The sequence below is a fragment of the Noviherbaspirillum sedimenti genome, from assembly GCF_003590835.1.
Classification (GTDB): Bacteria; Pseudomonadota; Gammaproteobacteria; order Burkholderiales; family Burkholderiaceae_D; genus Paucimonas; species Paucimonas sedimenti.
Map to the genome: position 1 here is coordinate 4,594,463 of NZ_QYUQ01000002.1, position 22,203 is coordinate 4,616,665.

General features: G+C 59.8%; 21 protein-coding genes and 1 pseudogene. 9 read left to right on the forward strand and 13 right to left on the reverse strand.

Annotation, left to right across the window (positions count from 1 at the left end; genetic code table 11):
* Positions 1-30: 30 nt before the first annotated feature.
* Both D3878_RS21310 and D3878_RS21315 read right to left on the reverse strand, forming a co-directional pair.
* The gene (locus D3878_RS21310; RefSeq protein ID WP_119787297.1) at positions 31-2,895 is read right to left on the reverse strand and encodes an EAL domain-containing protein; all 2,865 of its coding nucleotides are present in this window, start codon (positions 2,893-2,895) and stop codon (positions 31-33) included.
* Positions 2,892-3,755, reverse strand: a complete 864-nt coding sequence (locus D3878_RS21315; protein ID WP_158592345.1) for a phosphate/phosphite/phosphonate ABC transporter substrate-binding protein — start codon at positions 3,753-3,755, stop codon at positions 2,892-2,894. The genes D3878_RS21310 and D3878_RS21315 overlap by 4 nt, the downstream gene beginning before the upstream one ends.
* Before the next feature lie 128 nt (positions 3,756-3,883).
* On the opposite strand from D3878_RS21315, the gene can reads away from it, so the two are divergent.
* Positions 3,884-4,558: a carbonate dehydratase gene (can, locus tag D3878_RS21320; RefSeq protein WP_119787299.1), complete on the forward strand. Its 675-nt coding sequence runs from the start codon at positions 3,884-3,886 to the stop codon at positions 4,556-4,558.
* Positions 4,559-4,565: 7 nt separating this feature from the next.
* Here the strand turns inward: can and panB are convergent, their stop codons facing one another.
* The 6 genes and pseudogenes from panB to hda form a co-directional block, all read right to left on the reverse strand.
* Positions 4,566-5,396 (reverse strand): 3-methyl-2-oxobutanoate hydroxymethyltransferase, encoded by an 831-nt coding sequence (gene panB / locus D3878_RS21325; RefSeq protein WP_119787300.1) that lies wholly within the window; start codon positions 5,394-5,396, stop codon positions 4,566-4,568.
* An 88-nt stretch (positions 5,397-5,484) separates the two neighbouring features.
* Positions 5,485-5,598, reverse strand: a pseudogene (locus D3878_RS21330) (DMT family protein); the annotation flags it as partial.
* Positions 5,599-6,081 carry a 2-amino-4-hydroxy-6-hydroxymethyldihydropteridine diphosphokinase gene (gene folK, locus D3878_RS21335; protein WP_119787302.1) on the reverse strand — a complete coding sequence of 161 codons (483 nt, stop codon included), beginning with the start codon at positions 6,079-6,081 and terminating at the stop codon, positions 5,599-5,601.
* A complete protein-coding gene (gene pcnB, locus D3878_RS21340) occupies positions 6,081-7,493 on the reverse strand; it encodes a polynucleotide adenylyltransferase PcnB (RefSeq protein ID WP_119787303.1) in 1,413 nt (470 codons plus the stop codon). The genes folK and pcnB overlap by 1 nt, the downstream gene beginning before the upstream one ends.
* Positions 7,486-8,160 (reverse strand): histidinol-phosphatase, encoded by a 675-nt coding sequence (locus D3878_RS21345; protein WP_119787304.1) that lies wholly within the window; start codon positions 8,158-8,160, stop codon positions 7,486-7,488. Before D3878_RS21345 ends, pcnB begins: the two co-directional genes overlap by 8 nt.
* Positions 8,138-8,821, reverse strand: a complete 684-nt coding sequence (gene hda, locus D3878_RS21350) for a DnaA regulatory inactivator Hda (RefSeq protein ID WP_119787305.1) — start codon at positions 8,819-8,821, stop codon at positions 8,138-8,140. The genes D3878_RS21345 and hda overlap by 23 nt, the downstream gene beginning before the upstream one ends.
* A gap of 204 nt (positions 8,822-9,025) precedes the next feature.
* Between hda and purM the strand changes: the two genes are divergently transcribed.
* Positions 9,026-10,069 (forward strand): phosphoribosylformylglycinamidine cyclo-ligase, encoded by a 1,044-nt coding sequence (purM, locus tag D3878_RS21355; RefSeq protein WP_119787306.1) that lies wholly within the window; start codon positions 9,026-9,028, stop codon positions 10,067-10,069.
* A gap of 57 nt (positions 10,070-10,126) precedes the next feature.
* Here the strand turns inward: purM and D3878_RS21360 are convergent, their stop codons facing one another.
* The 5 genes from D3878_RS21360 to D3878_RS23585 all read right to left on the reverse strand — a co-directional run bounded on the left by D3878_RS21360 (position 10,127) and on the right by D3878_RS23585 (position 14,485).
* Positions 10,127-11,008: a proteasome-type protease gene (locus D3878_RS21360; protein WP_119787307.1), complete on the reverse strand. Its 882-nt coding sequence runs from the start codon at positions 11,006-11,008 to the stop codon at positions 10,127-10,129.
* 95 nt (positions 11,009-11,103) lie between these two features.
* The gene (locus D3878_RS21365; protein ID WP_119787308.1) at positions 11,104-11,901 is read right to left on the reverse strand and encodes a transglutaminase family protein; all 798 of its coding nucleotides are present in this window, start codon (positions 11,899-11,901) and stop codon (positions 11,104-11,106) included.
* 38 nt (positions 11,902-11,939) lie between these two features.
* Positions 11,940-12,905, reverse strand: a complete 966-nt coding sequence (locus tag D3878_RS21370) for an alpha-E domain-containing protein (RefSeq protein WP_119787309.1) — start codon at positions 12,903-12,905, stop codon at positions 11,940-11,942.
* Between the two features lies 1 nt (position 12,906).
* A complete protein-coding gene (locus tag D3878_RS21375) occupies positions 12,907-14,322 on the reverse strand; it encodes a circularly permuted type 2 ATP-grasp protein (RefSeq protein WP_119787310.1) in 1,416 nt (471 codons plus the stop codon).
* Entirely contained in the window at positions 14,303-14,485 is a 183-nt protein-coding gene (locus D3878_RS23585) for a hypothetical protein (protein ID WP_147384052.1), read from the reverse strand. The genes D3878_RS21375 and D3878_RS23585 overlap by 20 nt, the downstream gene beginning before the upstream one ends.
* A gap of 154 nt (positions 14,486-14,639) precedes the next feature.
* On the opposite strand from D3878_RS23585, the gene recA reads away from it, so the two are divergent.
* From recA to D3878_RS21410, 7 genes are all read left to right on the forward strand, one after another.
* The gene (gene recA, locus D3878_RS21380) at positions 14,640-15,752 is read left to right on the forward strand and encodes a recombinase RecA (protein ID WP_119787311.1); all 1,113 of its coding nucleotides are present in this window, start codon (positions 14,640-14,642) and stop codon (positions 15,750-15,752) included.
* 73 nt (positions 15,753-15,825) lie between these two features.
* Positions 15,826-16,284, forward strand: a complete 459-nt coding sequence (gene recX, locus D3878_RS21385) for a recombination regulator RecX (protein ID WP_119787312.1) — start codon at positions 15,826-15,828, stop codon at positions 16,282-16,284.
* Between the two features lie 363 nt (positions 16,285-16,647).
* On the forward strand, positions 16,648-17,808 hold the full coding sequence (sucC, locus tag D3878_RS21390) for an ADP-forming succinate--CoA ligase subunit beta (RefSeq protein WP_119787313.1): 1,161 nt from the start codon (positions 16,648-16,650) through the stop codon (positions 17,806-17,808).
* Positions 17,809-17,820: 12 nt separating this feature from the next.
* Entirely contained in the window at positions 17,821-18,702 is an 882-nt protein-coding gene (sucD, locus tag D3878_RS21395) for a succinate--CoA ligase subunit alpha (RefSeq protein WP_119787314.1), read from the forward strand.
* Between the two features lie 206 nt (positions 18,703-18,908).
* On the forward strand, positions 18,909-19,727 hold the full coding sequence (locus tag D3878_RS21400) for a Stp1/IreP family PP2C-type Ser/Thr phosphatase (protein WP_119787315.1): 819 nt from the start codon (positions 18,909-18,911) through the stop codon (positions 19,725-19,727).
* A 232-nt stretch (positions 19,728-19,959) separates the two neighbouring features.
* The gene (locus tag D3878_RS21405; protein WP_274381949.1) at positions 19,960-20,445 is read left to right on the forward strand and encodes a pilin; all 486 of its coding nucleotides are present in this window, start codon (positions 19,960-19,962) and stop codon (positions 20,443-20,445) included.
* A gap of 51 nt (positions 20,446-20,496) precedes the next feature.
* The gene (locus D3878_RS21410; protein ID WP_158592346.1) at positions 20,497-22,197 is read left to right on the forward strand and encodes a PglL family O-oligosaccharyltransferase; all 1,701 of its coding nucleotides are present in this window, start codon (positions 20,497-20,499) and stop codon (positions 22,195-22,197) included.
* The last annotated feature ends 6 nt before the right edge of the window (positions 22,198-22,203 follow it).

Consider the following 22,203-nt stretch of genomic DNA (forward strand, 5'->3'; position numbering starts at 1 on the left):
ACGCCGGCCTGAGTGCCGGCGTTTTGTATTTTAAAACCCGGCCATGATCTGGTCTTCCGGTGGCAGCGTGTTTTCGGGCGGGCCTGGTTGCGCAAGACTTTCCCGCGGCAGGAATTCCGGTATCGGCAATTGCGCCAGCGGCTGCGGCCGGCCAAACAGGTAGCCTTGCGCGTAATCGACGCCGATGCCGCGCAACGCCTCCAGGGTTTCCTGGTTTTCCACCCACTCGGCGATGGTCTTGATGCCCATGACGTGGCCGATGTTGTTGATGGCTTCGACCATCGCCGCATCGATGCGGTCATGCGCCATGTCGCGCACGAAAGTGCCGTCGATCTTCAGATAATCGACCGGCAGGCTTTTCAGGTAGCCAAAGGAAGACAGGCCGCTGCCGAAATCGTCCAGCGAGAAGCGGCAGCCCATGCTCTTGAGTTCGACCATCAGGGCATTGGCTTGTTCAAGGTTGGCGATCGCCGCAGTCTCGGTGACCTCGAAACAGATATTGCGCGGATCTATGCCATAGTCGGCGAATTGCATTTTCAGGAATGCGAGCAGCAAGGGATCGCTCAGCGAGTCGCCCGACAGGTTGATCGAAATCATTGGCGCTGGCGTCGCACCCTGGCCGCGCTGGCGGCATTCCTCGAACGCCATGCAGACGACCCGGCGGTCGAGCGCGCGCATCAGGTTGTAGCGCTCGGCGGCGGGGATGAAGCTCATTGGCGGCACCACGTTGCCGTCCTGGTCGAGCATGCGCAGCAAGGCTTCATAGTGCGCGCCGCCTGCATCGTCTTCCTGTATCGGCACGATGCGCTGGTAGTGCAGGCGGAAGCGGTTTTCCTCGAGGGCGCTGTTGATGCGGGCAACCCACAGCATTTCGCCGCGGCGCTGGTTCAGTTCGCGCGTGTTCGGGCTCGCCTGCACCTGGTTGCGGCCCTTGTCCTTGGCCGCATAGCAGGCGGCATCGGCCACGCCCATGATGTCGGCATTGCCTTCGCGCCGGCCGGCGATTGCCACCACGCCAATCGACACGCCGATGGCGAAGGACTTGTCTTGCCAGAGGAAACGAAACTCCGCCACCGTCAGACGCAGGGTCTCGGCAACTTCCATCGCCCGGTCCAGCGGACAGTCGGCCAGCAATACGCCAAATTCGTCGCCGCCCAGGCGCGCCAGCGTATCCGCGCCACGAATGCGGCCATTGAGCAGCGCGCCCAGCTGACGCAGCAACTCGTCGCCGGCGTTGTGGCCGCTGGTGTCGTTGACGACCTTGAACTGGTCCAGGTCCATGTAGAGCAGGGCGTGCTGGCGGCCGAACTCGTCGGCGCTGCCGATCAGGGACTCCAGCCGGCGTTCGAATTCGCGGCGGTTGACCAGCGCGGTCAGGGCGTCATGGCTGGCTTGCCAGGAGAGCTGCCGCGCCAAGTTGCGCGAAGCGCTGACGTCGCGAAACACCAGCACCGCACCGATACTCTGGCCCTCGTGGCTGCAAATCGGCGCCGCCGAGTGCTCGATCGGAAAACGCACACCATGGCGCGACACCAGCACGGCATCGCCGCGCACTTCCGCCTGCAGGTGTTGTTGCAACACCAGGTCAACCGGGTTATCGATTGGCTCGCCGCTGACCTCGTCGATGCCCTGGAAAATTTTGCTCAAGGCATGGCCAAAGGCTTCATCCAAACGCCAGCCGAGCAGCTTTTCCGCGACTGGGTTCAGGTAATCGACGTTGCCGGACGTATCGGTGGTGACCACCGCATCGGCGATCGAGGCCAGGGTCACTTGGGCACGCTCCTTTTCTTTGGCTAACGCCGCTTCGGCGCGCTTTTGCCGGGTGATGTTGCGTGAGATACCGATTTCGCCGATATGGCGGCTATCTTCGTCGTACAAGGGGGATACGCTGGTCAGTACATCGAGCACCAGGCCATTCCGGGCGATGCGCTGCGCTTCGAAGCTGCTCGGCTGCGCGGCTCTGGTGCGCGCCAGGGTTTCCTCGAATTCGCCGGTCGCCCCCGGCAGGTGCAGCACGCTGGATGGCTGGCCAGTCACTTCCTCTGCCGTGTAGCCATACAGGGCCGCCGCTGCCGGGTTCCAGCTGGTAATGTTGCCTTGCAAATCCGTGGTGATGATCGGCACATTCGATTGTTCGACGATCACCGCCAGCAAACGGTTGCGCGCGCCACTGGCGCGCAGCGAGCCGAACAGGTGCTCGATATTGGCAGCCATGTTGTTGAATGCGTGTATGCATGCCTGCATTTCCGGCGGGCCGCTGGGCGTGATGCGTAGCGCGTGGTCGCCCTGGCCGAATTGTTGCGCGGCTTTCTTCAGTGCGTACAGCGGCCGCAGTCCGTTCGAGACCAGCGCGCCGAGCAGGGTAAACAGGGTGGCAATGCTTAGAAGCAGGTTCCCCAGTTTGCTGAGCATTTGCTGCCAGATCTGGTTGACGGCCGTCGTGGCGGCCATTACGACCTGGATGCGGCCATAGGTCTCGCCGCCGACACTGATTTCCTTGGCTCGCGCAAAGCCAGGAAAGTCCAGCCAGCGCGCAAACCAGCTGGGGGCCGCCAGCCTTGTATCGTCGGTGGCGACGGCCGCATTGTGCAGGCGGTGGCCGCCGCTATCGACCCAGACGATGCTCTGTATCGCTGGTTGCCGCACGCGCTGATCCAGCAATTGCTGGATCAGCGCATAATCGCCAGTCAGCGCCGGTTCGGCCAGCGCCGGCGCCAGGAAATCCAGTTCATATTGCAAGCCCTGTTCCAGGTTGCTGCGCTGGAAATCGATTGCATTGTGCAGATCAAGTGAAAAATAGGCGCTGCCGACGATGGCAAGCAAGGCCCCGGACGCCAGCTTGATGCGGACGGACAGGCTGAGATTGCGCCAGGGGCGAACGCGGGTCATGGTCATGGCTTGTCCTGCGGCGCCAGCCGCTGCTGGTAAAAGCGGCGCATTTGATTATATTCACTGTCGCTGGCGGCAGCAAAACCGTAGGGGGGCGGGCGTCCGAACAGTGGCGCGCTGGCAGCCAGAATTTCCCGACCTTGCGGATCGTCGGCCATCTTCAGCAGCGCAGCACGCACTGCGTTTACTTTTTCCGGCGGTACTGCCGGATGCGCGGCAATCGGAATGTCGGGATATTCTTCGGAACTCCATAACACGCGATAAGCAAGATTCCTGCGCAACGCATACTCCTTGGCGATCTCGGAGCTGACCGCCGCCGCCTGTGCCCGTCCTGACAGCACCTGTCCCAGGACGCTTTCCATGGTCCCGGCAAATTGCGGACGCACCGCGATGGCAGCGCGTTGCAGTGCATCCATCGGTACCTGGTAGCCGGCAAAGGCAACTTGCGAGGTGAAGACGACGTCACGGCCGTGTAATGCGTCCAGCGAATGGATCGGTGAATTTGCCGGGACGATGATCTGGCTGCGCATCGTCCCGGTCAGGGGGCGCACCATCACGCGATAGCCGACAGTGTCATTGTCCGGCGCGAATTGATAGTTGGAATAGATGAAATCGAGTTCGCCACGGCGGATCATCGCCGCATGTTCCGGCCCGGATTTGGCAAGCTTGATCCTGAGCGGTACGCCGCTGCGCTGGCTGACATAGCGCAGGATCGGGTTCCAGTGCTGTGCGGTCAAGACTGCGCTGCGCGACCGGATCACGCCAAACGTCAAGGCTGCCTCGGCAGGCGTTGCCAGCGCTGGCGCAGCAACCGGCAAGATCAGGCAGGCAGTAAGGATAAATGCCAGTGAACATGGCAACTTCAATCGTGCTTCCTTTGCAGGTGGGCGCCATGCGAGAATGTTGAACGATTTGCTAATGTAACATTTATCTTTTTCGATTTGGTAACATTGGTGTGGTTTTTTTATTCATGTAATCCCGTATTGGAATGCCGATGACAACCCAAAAACTAGATGGCCTGGCAACGCTGTTTCGCAATAACAGTGAATGGGCAGCGTCGATGGTGAAGACGGATGCCGATTTTTTCAAGAAACTGCTGGGGCAGCAGTCGCCCGAATATCTGTGGATCGGCTGTTCCGACAGCCGCGTGCCCGCCAATGAAATCGTCGGACTGGCGCCAGGGGAACTGTTCGTTCATCGCAATATCGCCAATGTCGTGGCACATACCGACCTGAACTGCCTGTCGGTGCTGCAATTCGCCATCGAGGTGTTAGGCGTCAGGCATGTGATCGTTTGCGGTCACTATGGCTGCTCCGGCGTACATACGGCGCTGGCCAAACGCCGCATCGGCCTGGCCGACAACTGGCTGCGCCATGTGCAGGATGTGCACCAGAAGCACGAACGTTACCTGGGCGAGCTATTGCCCACGCGCGAAAAGCAGAACCGCCTGTGCGAGCTGAACGTGATCGAACAGGTGGCCAACGTCTGCCAGACCACCATCGTGCAGGATGCCTGGGAGCGCGGCCAGATGCTGACGGTGCATAGCTGGATCTACGGTTTGCAGGATGGCCTGTTGCGCGATCTGGGCGTGACCGTCAGCGGCCCCGGCGAACTGGACGAGATGCTGCAGGCCAGTTATGCGCGCTACGAGGATTACTGCGCGGACTGAACCGGCATCAGAAACAATGTTCGGGCGCCGGGAAGGATTTGTCCCTGACCGCGCCGACATAGGCGCGGAAAGCGGCATCGATGCTGGTCTGACCCTGCATGAAATTGCGCACGAAGCGCGCCTTTTTGCCGGGGAAGACATCCAGCATGTCATGCATGACCAGCACCTGGCCCGAGCAATCCGGACCGGCGCCGATGCCGATGGTGGGGATCGTCAGCAGGTCGGTGACTTCCTTGCCCAGTAACGAGGGGATGGCTTCCAGCACGATGAGCGACGCGCCAGCGGCCTGCAAGGCGAGGGCGTCGGCTTTCAGTTTTTCCGCACCGGCAGCAGTCTTGCCCTGTACCTTGTTGCCGCCCAGGACATGCACCGATTGCGGTGTCAGGCCGATGTGGGCACATACAGGGATGCTGCGCTCCGTCAGAAATTGTACTGTGTCTGCCAGCCAGACACCGCCTTCGAGTTTCACCATGTGTGCGCCAGCCTGCATCAGCCTGGCGGCATTGTCGAAGGCCGTTTCCTTGGTCGCGTAGGTGGCAAAGGGCAGGTCCGCTGCCACCAGCGCGGTTTTGTTGCCGCGTGCCACGCAGGCGGTATGGTAAGCCATGTCGGCAATCGTCACCGGCAGGGTCGAGGATTGGCCCTGGCAGACATTGCCGAGCGAATCGCCGATCAGCAGCACATCCACGCCGCAGTGATCCATCAGTGTCGCAAAGCTGGCATCGTAGCAGGTCAGCATGGCGATTTTCTCGCCAGCGGCGCGCATGGCTTGCAGCGCCGGTATGGTGACTGTTTTCCTGCGTGCTTCGGTCTGGTTGTCTTGGGCGTATCCGGCCATGTCGGTTCCTCTGAATTGAAAGATTGCTGTCTGCGGCGTCGTAATGATAAAAGAAACTGCGCCAAGTTTCAGGCAAGGCGCATACGGGTCATGCGCGGAAGATGAAATACACTGCGCCGATCAGGCACAGGCCCGCCCAGACATAGTCGAGTTTGAACGGCTGGTCCATGTACAGCATGGCAAACGGCGCGAACACGGTCAATTAGATTTTCCGGATGGCCTGGCCTGCCACCCCGGCCGCGAACTGGTGCGCCGGACCGGCGCCGGGAATGGCGATGAACGGATCGATCTGCAATAGCGGGATCAGCGCGAAGGCGCGTTCGGTCAGGCGCGGATGAGGGACGCGGAGGCTGGAAGTGGCGATGATCTGCTCGCCGTACAGCAGGATGTCCAGGTCCAGCGTGCGCGGCGCATTGCGAAAAGGGCGTTCGCGCCCGGCCGCCAGTTCCAGCGCCTGCAATTGTTCGAGCAAGTCCTGCGCCGGCAGTGCGGTGTCGAGGCGGGCGACTGCGTTGATGAAATCGTCGCCGCCGGCATCGATCGGGGCGGTCCGGAACAGGCTCGATTGCGCGGCCAGCCGGCACTGCGGCAGCCGCCCCAGTGCAGCCAGCGCCTGTTCAACCTGGGTGCGCGCATCGCCCAGATTGGCGCCGATGCCGATGTAGGCGCTGACCGTGGCGGTCATTATGCGCCGCCGCTAATGTCGCCATTGCCGCCATCGGCGCTGGCGCCGCTGCTGAGGTTCGCGCCGCCTTCGGCCGCCTTGCTGCGTTTGCTGCCGCCGCGCCGCCGGCGTTTTTTTGCCGCCCCGGTTTCGCCTTCGGCACGCGATTTTTGCTGCAGCAGGGTTTCGCGGCCGGAGCCGTCGGCTTCCATGAAGTCGGTCCACCATTGCCCGAGGTCGGCATCGAGCTCGCCCGATTCGCAGCGCAGCAGCAGGAAGTCATAGCCGGCGCGCAGGCGCGGATGCTCCAGCAGCTTGTAGGGCGATTTGCCGATGCGGCGCTCGAAGCGCGGCTGCATCGCCCACAGGTCGCGCATGTCGGAAGTGGTCTTGCGCTGCAGCGCCAGTTTTTCGCCTTGCGATTCCAGCACGTCATCGGCTGCCTGGTGCAGGGCGGGAATGGGATATTCGCCAGCGGCCTGGTAAGCCTGCCACTTTTCCAGCACCTGGTGCCACAGCAGGGCGGCGAACAGGAAGCCGGGCGAGACCGGCTTGCCCTGGCGGACTCGGGTGTCGGTATTGTTGAGCGCCAGGGTGACGAATTTTTTGCCCATGGGTTGCTCCAGCACCACGTCCAGCAGCGGCAGCAAGCCGTGATGCAGGCCTTCCTTGCGCAACTGTTTGAGGCAAGCCAGCGCATGGCCGCTCATCAGCAGCTTGAGCATTTCATCGTACAGGCGCGCCGCCGGCACGTTGTTGATCAGCGGCGCCATCACCGCCATCGGCGCGCTGGTGTCGGGGTCGATGGTGAAACCAAGCTTGGCGGCGAAGCGCACCACGCGCAGCATGCGCACCGGGTCTTCACGGAAGCGTGCTTCCGGCACGCCGATCATGCGCAGTGTCTTGCTGCGGATGTCGACCATGCCCTCGTGGTAATCCAGCACGCTCTGGCTGGCCGGATCGTAGTACATGGCGTTGATGGTGAAGTCGCGCCGTACTGCATCTTCGTGTTGTTCGCCGAAGGTGTTGTCGCGTAATACGCGGCCATGCTCGTCCTTGGACGCCGACTCCATCGTCGTGCCGCGGAAGGTGGTCACTTCGATCAATTCCTGGCCAAACATCACATGCACGATCTGGAAGCGGCGGCCGATGATGAAAGCGCGCCGGAACAGGCGCTTGACCTGGTCCGGGGTGGCATTGGTGGCGACGTCGAAATCCTTGGGCTTGACCCCCAGCAGCAGGTCGCGCACCGCACCGCCCACCAGGAAGGCCTTGAAGCCGGCTTCCTGCAGGGTTTGCGTGACCCTGACGGCGTTCGGCGACACCAGTTTGGGGTCGATGCCGTGTTCCTTGACGTCGAATACGACCGGCTGGGTCGGGTCGATTACCTTGTTCTTGACGCCGAGGATGCGGCGGATGAATTTTTTAATCATGGAACAATTGTAATACGGGCCAGCCATGCGCTTGCGCATGAGCGGCGAGTCGGGCATTCGGATTGGTCGCGACGGGATCGGTGACCAGGGATAGCAGAGGGATATCGTTTTGCGAGTCGCTGTAGAAATGGCTGCGCTCGAAACCCTCCAGGGTGTGGCCCAGCCCGGCCAGCCAGGCTTGCGCATTGACGACCTTGCCGGCGCCGTAAGGCGGGGTGCCGAGCAGGCGGCCGGTCAGGTCGCCGTTGGCCGCCAGCTCCGGTTCGGCGGCGATCAGGTGCTCGACGCCGAATTCGCGGGCGATCGGCCCGGTGATGAAACGGTTGGTGGCGGTGATGATGGCCACCAGGTCGCCGGCATCCTGGTGCTTTTGCACCAGGCCGCGCGCCGCCGGCCGGATTGCCGGCGCGATCACTTCGGCCATGAATTCGCGGTGCCAGGCATCGAGCTGCGTGCGCGGGAATTGCGCCAGCAGGCCGAAGACGAATTCCAGGTACAGCACCGGATCCAGCGTGCCGGCCTGGTATTGCCGGTAAAAGTCGGCGTTGCGCTTTTCCAGTTCGTTGGCGTCTACGGCGCCGGTGCGGGCGAGGAATTGTCCCCACTCGAAATCCGAATCGAGCGGCAGCAGGGTGTGGTCGAGGTCAAACAGGGCCAGGTTCGTCATGGAGCATCAGTTCTTTCAACAACGGCAGCGTGATCGGGCGCTTGGTTTCCAGTGAATAGGAGTCCAGCGCATCGAGCATCGCCATCAGGGAAGGCATGTCGCGCTTGAAATGCGTCATGAGGTAGGGCAGCACGCCGGCCGACAGCACCAGGCCGCGCGCGGCAGCGGCGTGTTCGAGGGCAGCGATCTTTTCGGCATCGCTCAAGCCTTGCACCTGGTAGATCAGGCCCCAGCCGAGGCGGGTGCGCAAATCCTCGCGCACGGCCAGCGCTGCTGGCGGCTGCGGGCCGGCAGCCACCAGCACGCCGCCTTGTTCGCGCACCTGGTTGAACAGGCTGAAGGCAGCGATCTGCGACGCCGGCGACAGGCTGGCGACATCGTCGAGCAGGTACAGGCGCAGTGGCGGCCGGTAGGCCAATGCCGCTTCATCGGCGTTGCCATCGATGTAAGCCGCGCCCTCAACGCTGGCCAGCGCGCGCAGCAGATGGGATTTGCCGGCGCCGGCTTCACCCCAGAGATAAATGAAGCGCTCGCCCAGGCCACTCACCGCGCCTTGCGCCACGCGCGTCAATAAAGCCAGCAATTCCCCGTTCTGCCCGGTTACGAAGGTATCCAGGGCAGGGGAATTGTGGGCATTCAGGTCCAGCAATAACTGTTTCATCAACAAAAGATAGTTTGCAAGCGCCCGCTAGGATAATCGGTCTGCCAAGCTTTTGCCAGCATGGCAAGCTATGCTTCCCCTACGGAAAGAGTAAATGCCATTCACAAGCCGGAAAACGGGGGCAATTTTGTTAAAATAGCGCTTTGCCGCAGGTTTTGTGCGGCTATCACCTGCTATTTTACCGCCTCTGCCGCCAATCACATCATGAGTTTCCCTTCTTCTGTCTCCCTGTCCTACCGCGATGCTGGTGTCGATATCGATGCCGGCGATGCCCTGGTCGAAGCCATCAAGCCATTTGCCAAACGCACCATGCGCGAAGGCGTCATGGGCGGCATTGGCGGATTCGGCGCCTTGTTCGAGGTTAGCAAGAAATTCAAGGAGCCGGTGCTGGTCTCCGGCACCGATGGCGTCGGCACCAAGTTGAAGCTGGCTTTTCATCTGAACAAGCACGACACGGTCGGCATCGACCTGGTCGCCATGAGCGTCAACGATATCCTGGTGCAGGGCGCCGAGCCGCTGTTTTTCCTGGATTATTTCGCCTGCGGAAAACTGGACGTGGCCACCGCCACCGATGTCATCAAGGGCATCGCCCAGGGCTGCGAGCAGGCCGGTTGCGCCCTGATCGGCGGCGAAACCGCCGAGATGCCTTCCATGTATCCGGATGGCGAATACGACCTGGCCGGCTTCGCAGTCGGCGCGGTGGAAAAATCGAAACTCATCGACGGCCGCAAGATCACCCCCGGCGACGTCGTACTCGGCCTGGCTTCGTCCGGCGCGCACTCCAACGGCTATTCGCTGGTGCGCAAGATCATTTCGGTGGCCAAGCCGGACCTGAACGCCGACTTCCATGGCCGCCGCCTGGCCGACGTTTTGCTGGCGCCGACCCGCATCTATGTGAAGCCGCTGCTGGCGCTGATGGAAACCATGGAAGTCCGTGGCATGGTGCACATTACCGGTGGCGGGCTGGTCGAAAACATCCCGCGCGTGTTGCAGGACAACCTGACTGCGGTGCTGCATCGCGATGCCTGGACCATGCCGCCCCTGTTCTCCTGGCTGCAGCAGCATGGCGGTGTGGCCGACGCCGAAATGCATCGCGTGTTCAACTGCGGCATCGGCATGACGGTGATCGTCGCGAAAGAAAACGCCGATGCGGCGCAGGCGCAATTGCAGGCCGCCGGCGAAACCGTGTTCCGTATCGGCGAGATTCGCGAACGGGCCGAAGGCGAGGCACAGACCATCGTGGTCTGATCCTGGCGGGATGTTTCCGGAAAAGGCTGCAAGGCGAAGGTCTTGCAGCCTTTTTTATTAGTGCTGCCGGTTATTGCCGGTCTGTTGCGCCAGTGTCTGCAGCGGCGCGGCATGGCTGCTGGACGTGCGTCCCGCTTGCGCCGGCGGCGCCACCCGTACCGGCTGGCTGAAGGCGTTTGCCGCAGACAGCACATTGGCGGTCATCTCGGGGCTGGCATTCCACACCGGGTCGTCGATCCCCTCGAACACCGATTTCAATTGCCGCCCCCAGGTAGTGCGGATCATCTGGAAATACTGGTTGCGTTCATCGATGGTGACGAAGCGGCTCGCTGCCAGCCTGTCGGCTTCATATACCAGCAAGTCCAGCGGCAGCCCCACCGAGATGTTCGAGCGCAGGGTCGAATCCATTGAAATCAGCGCGCATTTGGCCGCTTCGTCGAGTGACGTTGCCGGCGTGACCACGCGGTCGATGATCGGCTTGCCGTATTTGGCTTCGCCGATCTGGAAATACGGGTTTTCATTATGGGACTCGATGAAATTGCCGGCAGAGTACATCTGGAACAGGCGGCAGCGCTCGCCGCCGATCTGGCCGCCGAAAATCATGCTGACATTGAACTCGATGCCGAATTTTTCCAGTGCGGCGGCGTCGCGCTCGTGGACCATCCGGATGGCGTCGCCGACAATCTGCGCGGCGTCGTGCATGGAGTTCACGGTCCAGATGCTCTCGCCATCGGCATTGACATGATCGGCGATGAGCTGGCGGATCGATTGGGAAATCGACAGGTTCCCTGCCGTCATCAGCACCATCATGCGTTCGCCCGGCTGCTCGAATACGCTCATCTTGCGGAAGGTGCCGACCTGGTCAACGCCGGCATTGGTGCGCGAATCGGACAGGAAGACCAGTCCAGCATCCAGGCGCATGGCAACACAATAAGTCATGATCCGATCGCGGAAGGAAAAAAACTGATTCTACCGCAAGGATTGCGGCAATTTGCTTTTCTTTAATTCGTCATGAAGGCTGCCAGCCAGCGCCATCAGGTGCTGCTCACGTCCACCTGCACTGTCATGGTCTCGGTGCCGCCACCGCGCCGTACCCCGCGCACCGGCGCGGCCGAGTCGTAATCGCGGCCGACCGCAAGCCGGCAATGCATGGCGCTGGTGAATTGTGCATGGGTGACATCGATGCTGATCCAGCCGGAAAAGTCGATGTCGTCGACCCAGACATCGACCCAGGCATGGCTTTCCGCATGGTCGGTGTCGCCGGCGTGGATATATCCCGAGACGTAGCGAGCGGGTATGTCCTGTGTATGGCAGCAGGCCAGGAAAAGATGTGCATGGTCCTGGCACACGCCCTGTTGCAGTTGCAGGGCGTCGGTGGCGGTGGTGGTGACCACGGTCGCACCACTTTGGTACGCGACCGTGCCGCGGATCGCTTCGGCCAGCGCCAGCATGGCATGGCTGCGGGCGCCGGCAGCCAGGTGTTGCGCGGCAAAGCTGCGGATCGCGGCGGTCGGTTCGGTCAGCCGGCTCGGCACCGTAAATACCAGCGGCGACAGGACATCCCTGCCCGGCAGGCGGCCGCGGTAGAGCGGCGCGATATCGACCGCGCCCGCGGCGACGATGCGCACTTCATCGTGGCGATCGCTGATGGTCAGGGTATGGCAGGTATTGCCGAAGGCGTCGACGAAGGCATGGCAGCGCCCGCCGGTGGCGATGTTCCAGGACTTTATCTGCTGGTGCGTGTCGTGGCGCGGCGTCAACCGCAGTTGCTGGATGGTGTATGCCAGCGGCGCGGTGTAGCGGTAGATGGTTTCATGGCGAATGGCAAGCATGCGGATTCCCGTTGCGGTGGTGGCGGATGTGGCCGTCGTCAAGCCGCAAGCGGCATCATGAAATCACGGCTGACCCGGTTGCCCAGTTCGAACACGTCTTCGAGGAAAGCCGTCAGGTAGTCGTGCAAGCCGTCCGCCAGGATATCGTCGAGGCGCGCAAAGCGCAGTTGCGCATGCAGCTTGCCCGCCAGCCTTTCGGTATCGGCGGACATGTCGTTGCTGACTGCCTGCAGGTTTGCCACCACTTCATCCATGCAGGCCAGCAGCGAGCGTGGCATGTCGGCGCGCAGCATCAGCAATGCCGCCACCCGCGCCGGCGTGATGACGTCGCGATAGACCTTGCGGTAGATTTCAAAGCCCGACACCGAACGCAGCAGCGCCGCCCAGTAATAGAAATCGAGCGGCTGTTCGGCGCCGTCGCCGGTCCCGTTCGCCGCCATGCCGTCCTGCGCGCCATGGAACTTTACATCGAGCAGGCGCGCGGTATTGTCGGCGCGTTCGAGGAAGGTGCCCAGGCGTATGAAATAAAAAGCCTCGTCCTTAAGCATGGTACCGATGGTGACGCCGCGCGACAGGTGCGAGCGGTGCTTGACCCATTCGAAGAACTGGCTGGGATCGCGTTCCAGCGCCTGGCCTTGCAATAGCGGCTGCATCTCCAGCCAGCTGGCATTGAGGGTTTCCCAGACTTCGGTGGTGAGGCTGCCGCGCACGGCGCGGGCGTTTTCCCGTGCCTGCGTCAGGCAGGACGCGATTGACGACGGGTTGGCGGGATCGCGCACCATGAAATCCAGCACATCCCGTGGCGTCAGCACGGCGTACTTGTGGTCGAACATGTGTTGCAGCTCCGAGATGCTGAGCGTGGCGCGCCAGCCTTGTTCGGCCGACTGCGCCGATTGCGGCAGCAGCGAGGTTTGCATGTTGACGTCGAGCATACGGGCAGTGTTCTCCGCCCGCTCAGTGTAGCGGGCCATCCAGAACAGGTGGTCGGCGGTGCGGCTCAGCATATTAATTCTCCAGTATCCAGGTATCCTTGGTGCCGCCGCCTTGCGAGGAATTGACCACCAGCGAGCCTTCCGTCAGTGCCACCCGCGTCAGGCCGCCCGGCACCATGGTCATCGACTTGCCGGACAGGACGAACGGACGCAGGTCGATGTGGCGTGGGGCGATGCCGGATTCGACGTAGGTCGGGCAAGCCGACAGCGCCAGGGTCGGCTGGGCGATGTAGCCCTCGGGGTGGGCCAGCACGCGCTGGCGGAAATCCTCGATCTGCTGCTTCGTGGCAGCGGGGCCGACCAGCATGCCGTAGCCGCCGGCGCCATGCACTTCCTTGACCACCAGTTGCGCCAGATTGGCCAGGGTGTATTCCAGCTCTTCCTTCTTGCGGCACTGGTAGGTCGGCACGTTGTTCAGGATCGGTTCTTCCGACAGGTAAAAGCGGATCATGTCCGGCACATACGGGTAGATCGACTTGTCGTCGGCCACGCCGGTGCCGATCGCGTTGGCCAGCGTGACCCGCCCGGCGCGGTACACCGACAACAGGCCCGGCACGCCCAGCGAGGAGCCGGCGCGGAAGGCCAGCGGATCGAGGAAATCGTCATCGATGCGGCGGTAGATCACATCGACCCGCTTAGGCCCCTGGGTGGTGCGCATGAACACCGCATTGTCATTGACGAACAGGTCCTTGCCTTCGACCAGTTCGACGCCCATCTGTTGCGCCAGGAAGGCATGCTCGAAATAGGCCGAGTTGTACATCCCCGGCGTCATCACCACCACGGTCGGGTCGGCGATGCCCAGCGGCGCCACCGAGCGCAGGTTCTCCAGCAGCAGGTCGGGATAGTGATCGATCGGCGCCACCTTGTGGCGGGCGAACAGTTCCGGAAAGAGGCGCATCATCATCTTGCGGTCTTCCAGCATGTACGAGACGCCCGAGGGCACGCGCAGGTTATCTTCGAGCACGTAGAATTCGCCGGCGCCGGCGCGCACGATATCCACCCCGGCGATATGCGCGTAGATATCGGAGGCCACGGTGATACCCTGCATCTCCGGGCGATACTGGGCATTACGGAAAATCTGCTCAGGCGGAATCACCCCGGCCTGCACGATGTGCTGCTCGTGGTAGATGTCGTGGATGAACATGTTCAGCGCCAGCACCCGTTGCTTCAGCCCTTTTTCCAGTTTCGCCCATTCGGCGGCCGGAATGATGCGCGGGATGATGTCGAAGGGGATCAGGCGTTCGGTGCCGGCATCGTTGCCATACACGGCAAAAGTGATGCCGACCCGGCGAAACACCAGGTCGGCTTCGGCGCGCTTCTGGGCGATGGCCTCGCAGGCCTGTTCGGCCAGCCAGGCTTCGAACTCCTGGTAATGCGGGCGCACCGATCCGGCATGGTCGCGGTACATTTCATCGAAAAATTTTGGCATGGTCGTCTTGCGAAGGAGTTTCCTCTTGATTAACAAGAAGCATGCCAAGCAAAAACAGCTGTTTCGCCGGAAATGTGCACCAGAAAAGAGCAAATAAGCGCAAACCGACCTCGGCGTGCCCGGCCAAAGAATTATTTACGCCACCTGCAAATTCCGCTTGCATAAATCACTGTTTGTTTATACAGTACCGACTCAGCAGCAGAAAGCACGAATTCCAAGTTGTTTTTGCATCCGCTGTTTTAGATATCAGCAAGCAAGCCGTCAATTCGCTACATTTTTGACAAACGATTATTGCCAGCCATTTTCGAAAGAGACCTATGGACGACAAAAAGTACGCACCCAATCTGGACAAGAGCAAGGCCTTGGCCGCTGCCCTGGCGCAGATCGAGAAGCAATTCGGCAAGGGTTCCGTGATGCGCATGGAAGACGGCGCGGTGGTCGAGGAAGTGCAAGTGGTGTCGACCGGTTCGCTTGGCCTGGATATCGCGCTGGGCGTCGGCGGCCTGCCGCGCGGCCGCGTGGTCGAAATTTACGGACCTGAATCTTCCGGCAAGACCACATTGACCCTGCAAGTTATTGCTGAGATGCAAAAGCTGGGCGGTACCTGCGCCTTCATCGACGCCGAACATGCGCTCGACGTCACTTATGCCCAAAAGCTGGGCGTCAACCTGCCGGATTTGCTGATATCGCAGCCGGATACCGGTGAGCAAGCCCTGGAAATTACCGATGCGCTGGTGCGTTCAGGCAGCGTTGACCTGATCGTGGTGGACTCGGTGGCGGCGCTGACGCCGCGCGCCGAAATCGAGGGCGAGATGGGCGATTCACTGCCTGGCCTGCAGGCGCGCCTGATGTCGCAAGCCTTGCGCAAGCTGACCGGTTCGATCAATCGCACCAATACCCTGGTTATTTTCATTAATCAGATCCGCATGAAGATTGGTGTCATGTTCGGCAACCCGGAAACTACCACCGGTGGCAATGCCCTGAAATTCTATGCCTCGGTGCGCCTGGATATCCGCCGTACCGGCTCGATCAAGTCGGGCGATGAAGTGATCGGCAACGAAACCAAGGTCAAGGTCGTCAAGAACAAGGTGGCCCCGCCGTTCAAGGAAGCGCATTTCGACATCCTGTATGGCGAAGGCACCTCGCGCGAAGGTGAAGTCATCGACCTTGGCGTGGAAGCCAAGATCGTCGAGAAGTCCGGCGCATGGTATAGCTACAATGGCGAAAAGATTGGCCAGGGCAAGGACAATGCGCGTAATTTCCTGAAAGAGCGTCCCGAAATCTCACGCGAAATCGAAAACAAGGTACGTGCTGCCCTCGGCGTGCCATTGCTGGCGCCGCTGAAGGGTGCTGAACCTGCGTCCAAGAAGGCCGGCGGCAAGGAAAGTAAGGAAAGCAAGGAAGGTAAGGAAAGCAAGGAAGTGGAATAAGGCCGGCGGCCTGTTCCACCGAGGGAGCACCCCAAAGCCATGGCACTGTCCATGGCTTTTCTATTTAGTTCTTATGGCAAAATTGCAACTAAGCCTGAAGGGACGCGCCTTGCGTTACCTTTCCATGCGCGAGCACAGCCGGCTGGAATTAGGCCGCAAGCTGGCGCGCCATGCCCAGGAAGGCGAGGATGTCGAAGCCGTGCTCGATGCGCTGGAAGCGGCAACGCTGCTGTCCGAGGCGCGCTTCGCCGAATCGCTGGTGCACCGCCGTGCGGCCCGCTTCGGCAACCAGCGCATCCTGACGGAATTGCAGAGCCACCGGATCGACGATGAATCAATGGCGGGCATCCGTGAACAGCTGGCCGGCGACGAGGCTGCCCGTGCCCGTGCCGTGTGGGAGCGCAAGTACGGCCAGCCGCCAGCGGACGCCGCCGAACGTGCCAGGCAGATGCGTTTCCTGCAGCAGCGCGGTTTTTCGCATGGCGCCATCAAGGCCGCCATGCGTGGCGCCGACGTCGACGATGATGCCTGACGGGCAGGTCGCCGGCCCGCGCGCCGCGAATCTCTCGCCGACGGTATTACAGTAGTATTACAGGAGTGGCGGCGGGTAAGTCACTGTGCTACACTTTTCCAGCTTTTTTCGGCCGTATGCCGGATGGTCGTCGCAGCGAATGTGGCGCCGTCATGCATGCGGCATTAATTTTGGCCACATTCTGCCGGCGTCGCTGCCTTCGATACCCTTGAGCTCCTATTGCCTCCTGAATGCCGCCCTGTCCCACCAGGACGAGGTGCGCGTCGCGATGGCTGGTGGCTTCCGGCGCACCAAGCGTTTGCCTGCCAAGTCTACGCAAGCATCAAGTCCACTTTTACACCAAGCGTCTGAAGGGAAGTTCGCATGAAAATCCATGAGTATCAGGGCAAAGAAATCCTCCGCAAGTTCGGCGTAACCGTGCCGCGCGGTATTCCCTGCCTGTCCGTCGATGAGGCCGTCAAGGCCGCCGAGCAACTGGGTGGTCCGGTCTGGGTCGTCAAGGCACAGATCCACGCCGGCGGCCGCGGCAAGGGCGGCGGCGTGAAAGTCGCCAAGTCGCTCGAACAAGTCAGGGAATATGCGAACGCCATTCTCGGCATGCAGCTGGTCACCCACCAGACCGGCCCGGAAGGCCAGAAAGTGCGCCGTCTGCTGATCGAAGAGGGTGCCGACATCAAGAAGGAACTGTACATTTCCATGGTGACTGACCGCTTGAGCCAGCGCGTGGTACTGATGGCATCCAGCGAAGGCGGCATGGACATCGAGGAAGTCGCGGAAACTCATCCGGAACTGATTCACAAGGCTGAAATCGACCCCGAACTCGGCCTGACCAATGCCCAGGCCGACGACATCGCCGCCAAGATCGGCGTGCCGGCCGCCTCCATCGCCGACGCCCGCGCCCAATTGCAAGGCCTGTACAAAGCCTACTGGGAAACCGATTCCTCGCTGGCCGAGATCAATCCGCTGATCCTGACCGGCGACGGCAAGGTCATCGCGCTGGACGCTAAGTTCAACTTCGACTCCAATGCCCTGTACCGTCATCCCGAGATCGTCGCCTACCGCGATCTCGACGAGGAAGATCCGGCTGAAGTGGAAGCATCCAAGTTCGATCTCGCTTACATTTCCCTCGACGGCAACATCGGCTGCCTGGTCAACGGCGCCGGCCTGGCGATGGCAACCATGGATACCATCAAGCTGTTCGGCGGCGAACCGGCCAACTTCCTCGACGTCGGCGGTGGCGCCACGGCCGAGAAAGTCACCGAAGCCTTCAAGATCATGCTGAAGAACCCCGGTCTGAAAGCCATCCTGGTCAACATTTTCGGCGGCATCATGCGCTGCGACGTGATCGCCGAAGGTGTCATCACCGCTTCTCGCGCCGTCCAGCTGGGCGTGCCGCTGGTGGTGCGCATGAAGGGTACCAACGAAGAAATCGGCAAGAAAATGCTGGCCGACTCGGGCCTGCCGATCATCGCCGCCGACACCATGGAAGAAGCCGCGCAAAAAGTTGTCGCTGCGGCCAAGTAAAAGGAAAATTACATGTCGATCCTGATCAATAAAGACACCAAAGTCATCACGCAAGGCATTACTGGCAAGACCGGCCAGTTCCACACCCGCGGTTCGCGCGACTATGCCAACGGCAAGAACGCCTTCGTTGCCGGCGTCAACCCGAAAAAAGCCGGCGAAGATTTCGAAGGCATCCCTATCTACGCCAGCGTCCAGGACGCCAAGGCCCAGACCGGCGCCACCGTTTCCGTCATCTACGTGCCGCCCGCCGGCGCCGCTGATGCAATCTGGGAAGCCGTGCAAGCTGAACTCGACCTGGTCATCTGCATCACCGAAGGCATCCCCGTGCGCGACATGCTGATGTTGAAGGACAAGATGAAGAAAGCCGGCAGCAAGACTCTGCTGCTGGGCCCGAACTGCCCTGGCCTCATCACTCCGGATGAACTCAAAATCGGCATCATGCCCGGCCACATCACCAAGAAGGGCCGCATCGGCGTGGTCTCGCGTTCCGGCACCCTGACCTATGAAGCGGTCGGTCAGCTGAGCGCGCTCGGCCTGGGCCAGTCGTCGGCAGTCGGTATCGGCGGCGACCCGATCAACGGCTTGAAGCACATTGACATCATGAAGATGTTTAATGACGACCCGGATACCGACGCCGTCATCATGATCGGCGAAATCGGCGGCCCGGACGAGGCGAATGCTTCGTACTGGATCAAGGACAACATGAAGAAACCGGTGGTTGGCTTCATCGCCGGCGTCACCGCGCCCCCGGGCAAGCGCATGGGTCACGCCGGCGCGCTGATCTCCGGTGGTGCCGATACGGCACAGGCCAAGCTCGAGATCATGGAAGAATGCGGCATCAAGGTCACCCGCAATCCTTCCGAAATGGGCCGTCTGCTGAAATCGGTACTGTAAAAAATCGTGCGGCAAGCCTGTGGGCTTGCCAAGCCGGAAGACGGGGAGCGCGGGCTCCCCGTTGTCGTTTAATTTAATTGAAGTTAATTTTTGCTCAAGACTGACAGCTTCCATGATTTTTAGGTATGATTTTCCATTAGACAATATTGAAAGCATTTTTGTGATCTTCCTCATCCCTTCGCGGGGGCCATTCGCCTGAGCTGCCCATGGCCTACCACGTATCGCTAGAATGTGTTGCCAAGACCGATACCGGCATGGTGCGATCGCACAATGAAGATTTCATTGCGGTCAGCGCGGAGCATGGTTTTGTCATTCTGGCCGACGGCATGGGCGGCTACAGCGCCGGCGAAGTCGCCAGCAGCATCGCCGCCACCGTGGTGCAGGAGACGCTGGAAGAGCGCTTGCCATTGCAATTCAAGGAAGGCGGGCGGCAGAGCGACAGGCAACTGCAGCAACTGGTGCAACAGGCGGTCGCCCGCGCCAATGCATCGATCATCGACGCTGCCGAAAACGAGCCGCAATTCCATGGCATGGGCACCACCGTGGTGGTTGGCCTGTTCCAGCAGGACCGGCTGATCCTGGCGCACGTCGGCGATTCACGCGCCTATCGCCTGCGCGACGGCGAACTGGTGCAAATCACCCGCGATCACTCGCTGCTGCAGGAACAGATCGATGCCGGCCTGATTACTCCCGAAGCGGCGCTGCTTTCGCCGAACCGCAATTTGATCACCCGCGCCGTCGGTGTTGATCATGAAGTCGATATCGAAGTCCACGAACACATTACAAAGCCGGGCGATATTTATCTGCTGTGCTCCGACGGCTTGTCGGACATGCTCTCCCATGAAGAGATCACTGCCACCTTGAAGGACTTTGGTGCCGATCTCGAATCGGCCTGCGGCACACTGATCCAGCGCGCCAATATGCATGGCGGCAAGGATAATATTTCCGTCATCCTGGCAAAGGTTGTGGCGGTGGATGTCAAAAGTGAAAGCTTGCTGGACCGGGTGTTGAAATGGGTGCGGTAGTAATACCAAGCTGGATGACGATTTGACCAATATTGTCATTCATCAAGTTTTTTATACTTCTGGCTGACGAAAATTGTCATTATGTAGTGCGATAACGACAAGTTTTTGCAAGTACTTGGCATTTTTCATGGTTATTTTGGCATCTTTCCTGCTGGCACGGCCATTGCTCATATAAAGCACAACACATTTTGTGTTTGTTCAACCTTTCTCCAGGGAGATGGAAATGAAATCGATGAAAATGATGCAACGCGCGCAAAGCGGCTTTACCCTGATCGAATTGATGATCGTCGTGGCGATCATTGGTATTTTGGCCGCAGTGGCTTTGCCTGCTTATCAGGACTACACCGTTCGGGCCAAGATGTCTGAAGTGGTTTTGGCAGCATCGTCTTGCCGCACCAGCGTGACTGAGACGCGCCAAACTACTACTAATATCGCTTCAATTCCAGCGGCCGGCGCTTGGGGCTGCGAAAGCTCTGTGCCAACAACCAAGTATGTAGCGAGTATTGCCACCAATACTACTGGCGCTATCGAGGTTAGGGTCAATAGCACCGCGCTGACACAGGTAAGCGGCTCGGTTCGGCTGGAACCGGTACTTGATGGCAGTGGACAGGTTACTAGCTGGTTGTGCGGCCCAAGCGTGAGCACGATCGCGAAATATCTGCCGGGTTCTTGCCGCGACACTACCGTGACGAACCTGAACGGTTTCGCAACGAACTAATCTTCTTGTCAAGATATGGAAGGGGGCACGTGTGGCCCCCTTTTTTTTTTTATGCTCATTTATATTTCTGCCGTCGCATTATTTCTTTCTTGGCTATTGCCACTGCATTTCCCGCCATGGGTTAGTTGGCACTTAGAGTTGCTTGCATTTGTGGCAGTTTACTTGCTGGCGTGGTCAGTCATACTCATTCCAAAACTGAAAGCAGGTTTGGGGGCATTTCGCATCCCTGCAGTCGGTTTGCCTTTCATAACGCTTGGGCTTGTGGCAGTGGTGCAATTCTCGACCGGGGTTGTTACGTACGGGGGGGATGCGTTGGTGTTCGTGCTTTACATGGTGTTGTGTGTTATGTGTTTAACGCTCGGATTTGACTGTGGTGCTCAGACCATCAGTTTTGCTGGCACTGACCATGCAAAGAAGATCGATTCAGCGTTGGTATTGCTTGCGGGAGTCGTGCTGGTTGGCGCATTTGCGTCTGCCGTACTTGCATTTGCCCAGGTTCTTGACGTATGGGAAGCTACATGGATTAATCGGACGCATCAACTGCGTCGGCCCGGAGCGAATTTGGGACAGCCCAATCACTTGGCAACCTTGCTCCTTATGGGGGTTGCGAGTCTTTTATTTCTCTATGAATTGGGAAGGCTCAAGGCACTGTCATCGATATTGATTTTTATTGTTCTCGGTATGGCATTGGCTTTTACAGAGTCTCGGACCGGCGTATTGAGCTTTTTGCTGTTAGCGGGGTGGTGGTTTGTCAAGAACAAGCGAGTAGGTTTTAAATCTTCGCATTGGACAATTTCTTTGGCGTTTATCGTCTTTTTAGCAATTTTCTGGACATGGCCATCAATTTTCGCATTCATCCAGAAAATCGGCACCAGTGCAGAAGTTAATGTCAAAGCAGGCAGCCGGTTGATGGTGTGGCCGCAGCTATTTGAAGCGGTGACTCAACGCCCATGGTTAGGCTGGGGGCTGGGCAATGTACCTGAAGCGCATAATGCCGTGGTGCATGCCTACCTCGTAAGCGAGCCTTTCTCATATAGCCACAATATTTTGCTTGATCTGGCATTGGGAATAGGTGTGCCAATCACTGTAATTCTCGTGCTGCTAACGGGGTGGTGGTTATGGACGCGCTTGATGCAGGCAAATCAGTTAAGGTCGTGGTATTGCCTCGCGGTGTCCTTGCCATTGGCAGTCCACTCCTTGTTTGAGTTTCCATTTGCCTATGCTTACTTTCTGGTGCCCGTGATGTTTGCGCTGGGCATTCTGGAAGGAATGTCGAAAGGTAAAGTGGCGTTTCAAATTGGCCTGCGTCTCGCAATAGCAATTTTTTTTGGTGTGAATATCATTGCGGCCTGGTCGGCGATCGAGTATTTCAGAATCGAAGAAGATTTTCGCATTGCACGTTTCGAAGGGCTCAAGCTAGGACAAACGCCGACTGATTATGAAAGACCTAAGGTTGTTATTTTGACGCAATTAGGCGCTTTGCTTGACGGTGCCCGAATCGCTCCGAAGCCAGATATGACGGCGAATGAGCTGGAGCTCGCCAAGAAAGTTGCGATGCGCTACCCTTGGACTGCAACGCAGAACCGTTACGCACTTTCGCTTGCGCTGAACGGAAATCCTGAGGAAGCAATTCGGCAAATGCGTGTAATCCGAGCCCTGTATGGCGAAAAAACGTATAACACAATTAAAAATAATTGGAAGGTACTGGCTGAGGATAAGTTTCCTCAATTGCGTGGATTGGAATTACCTTAAGCTTAG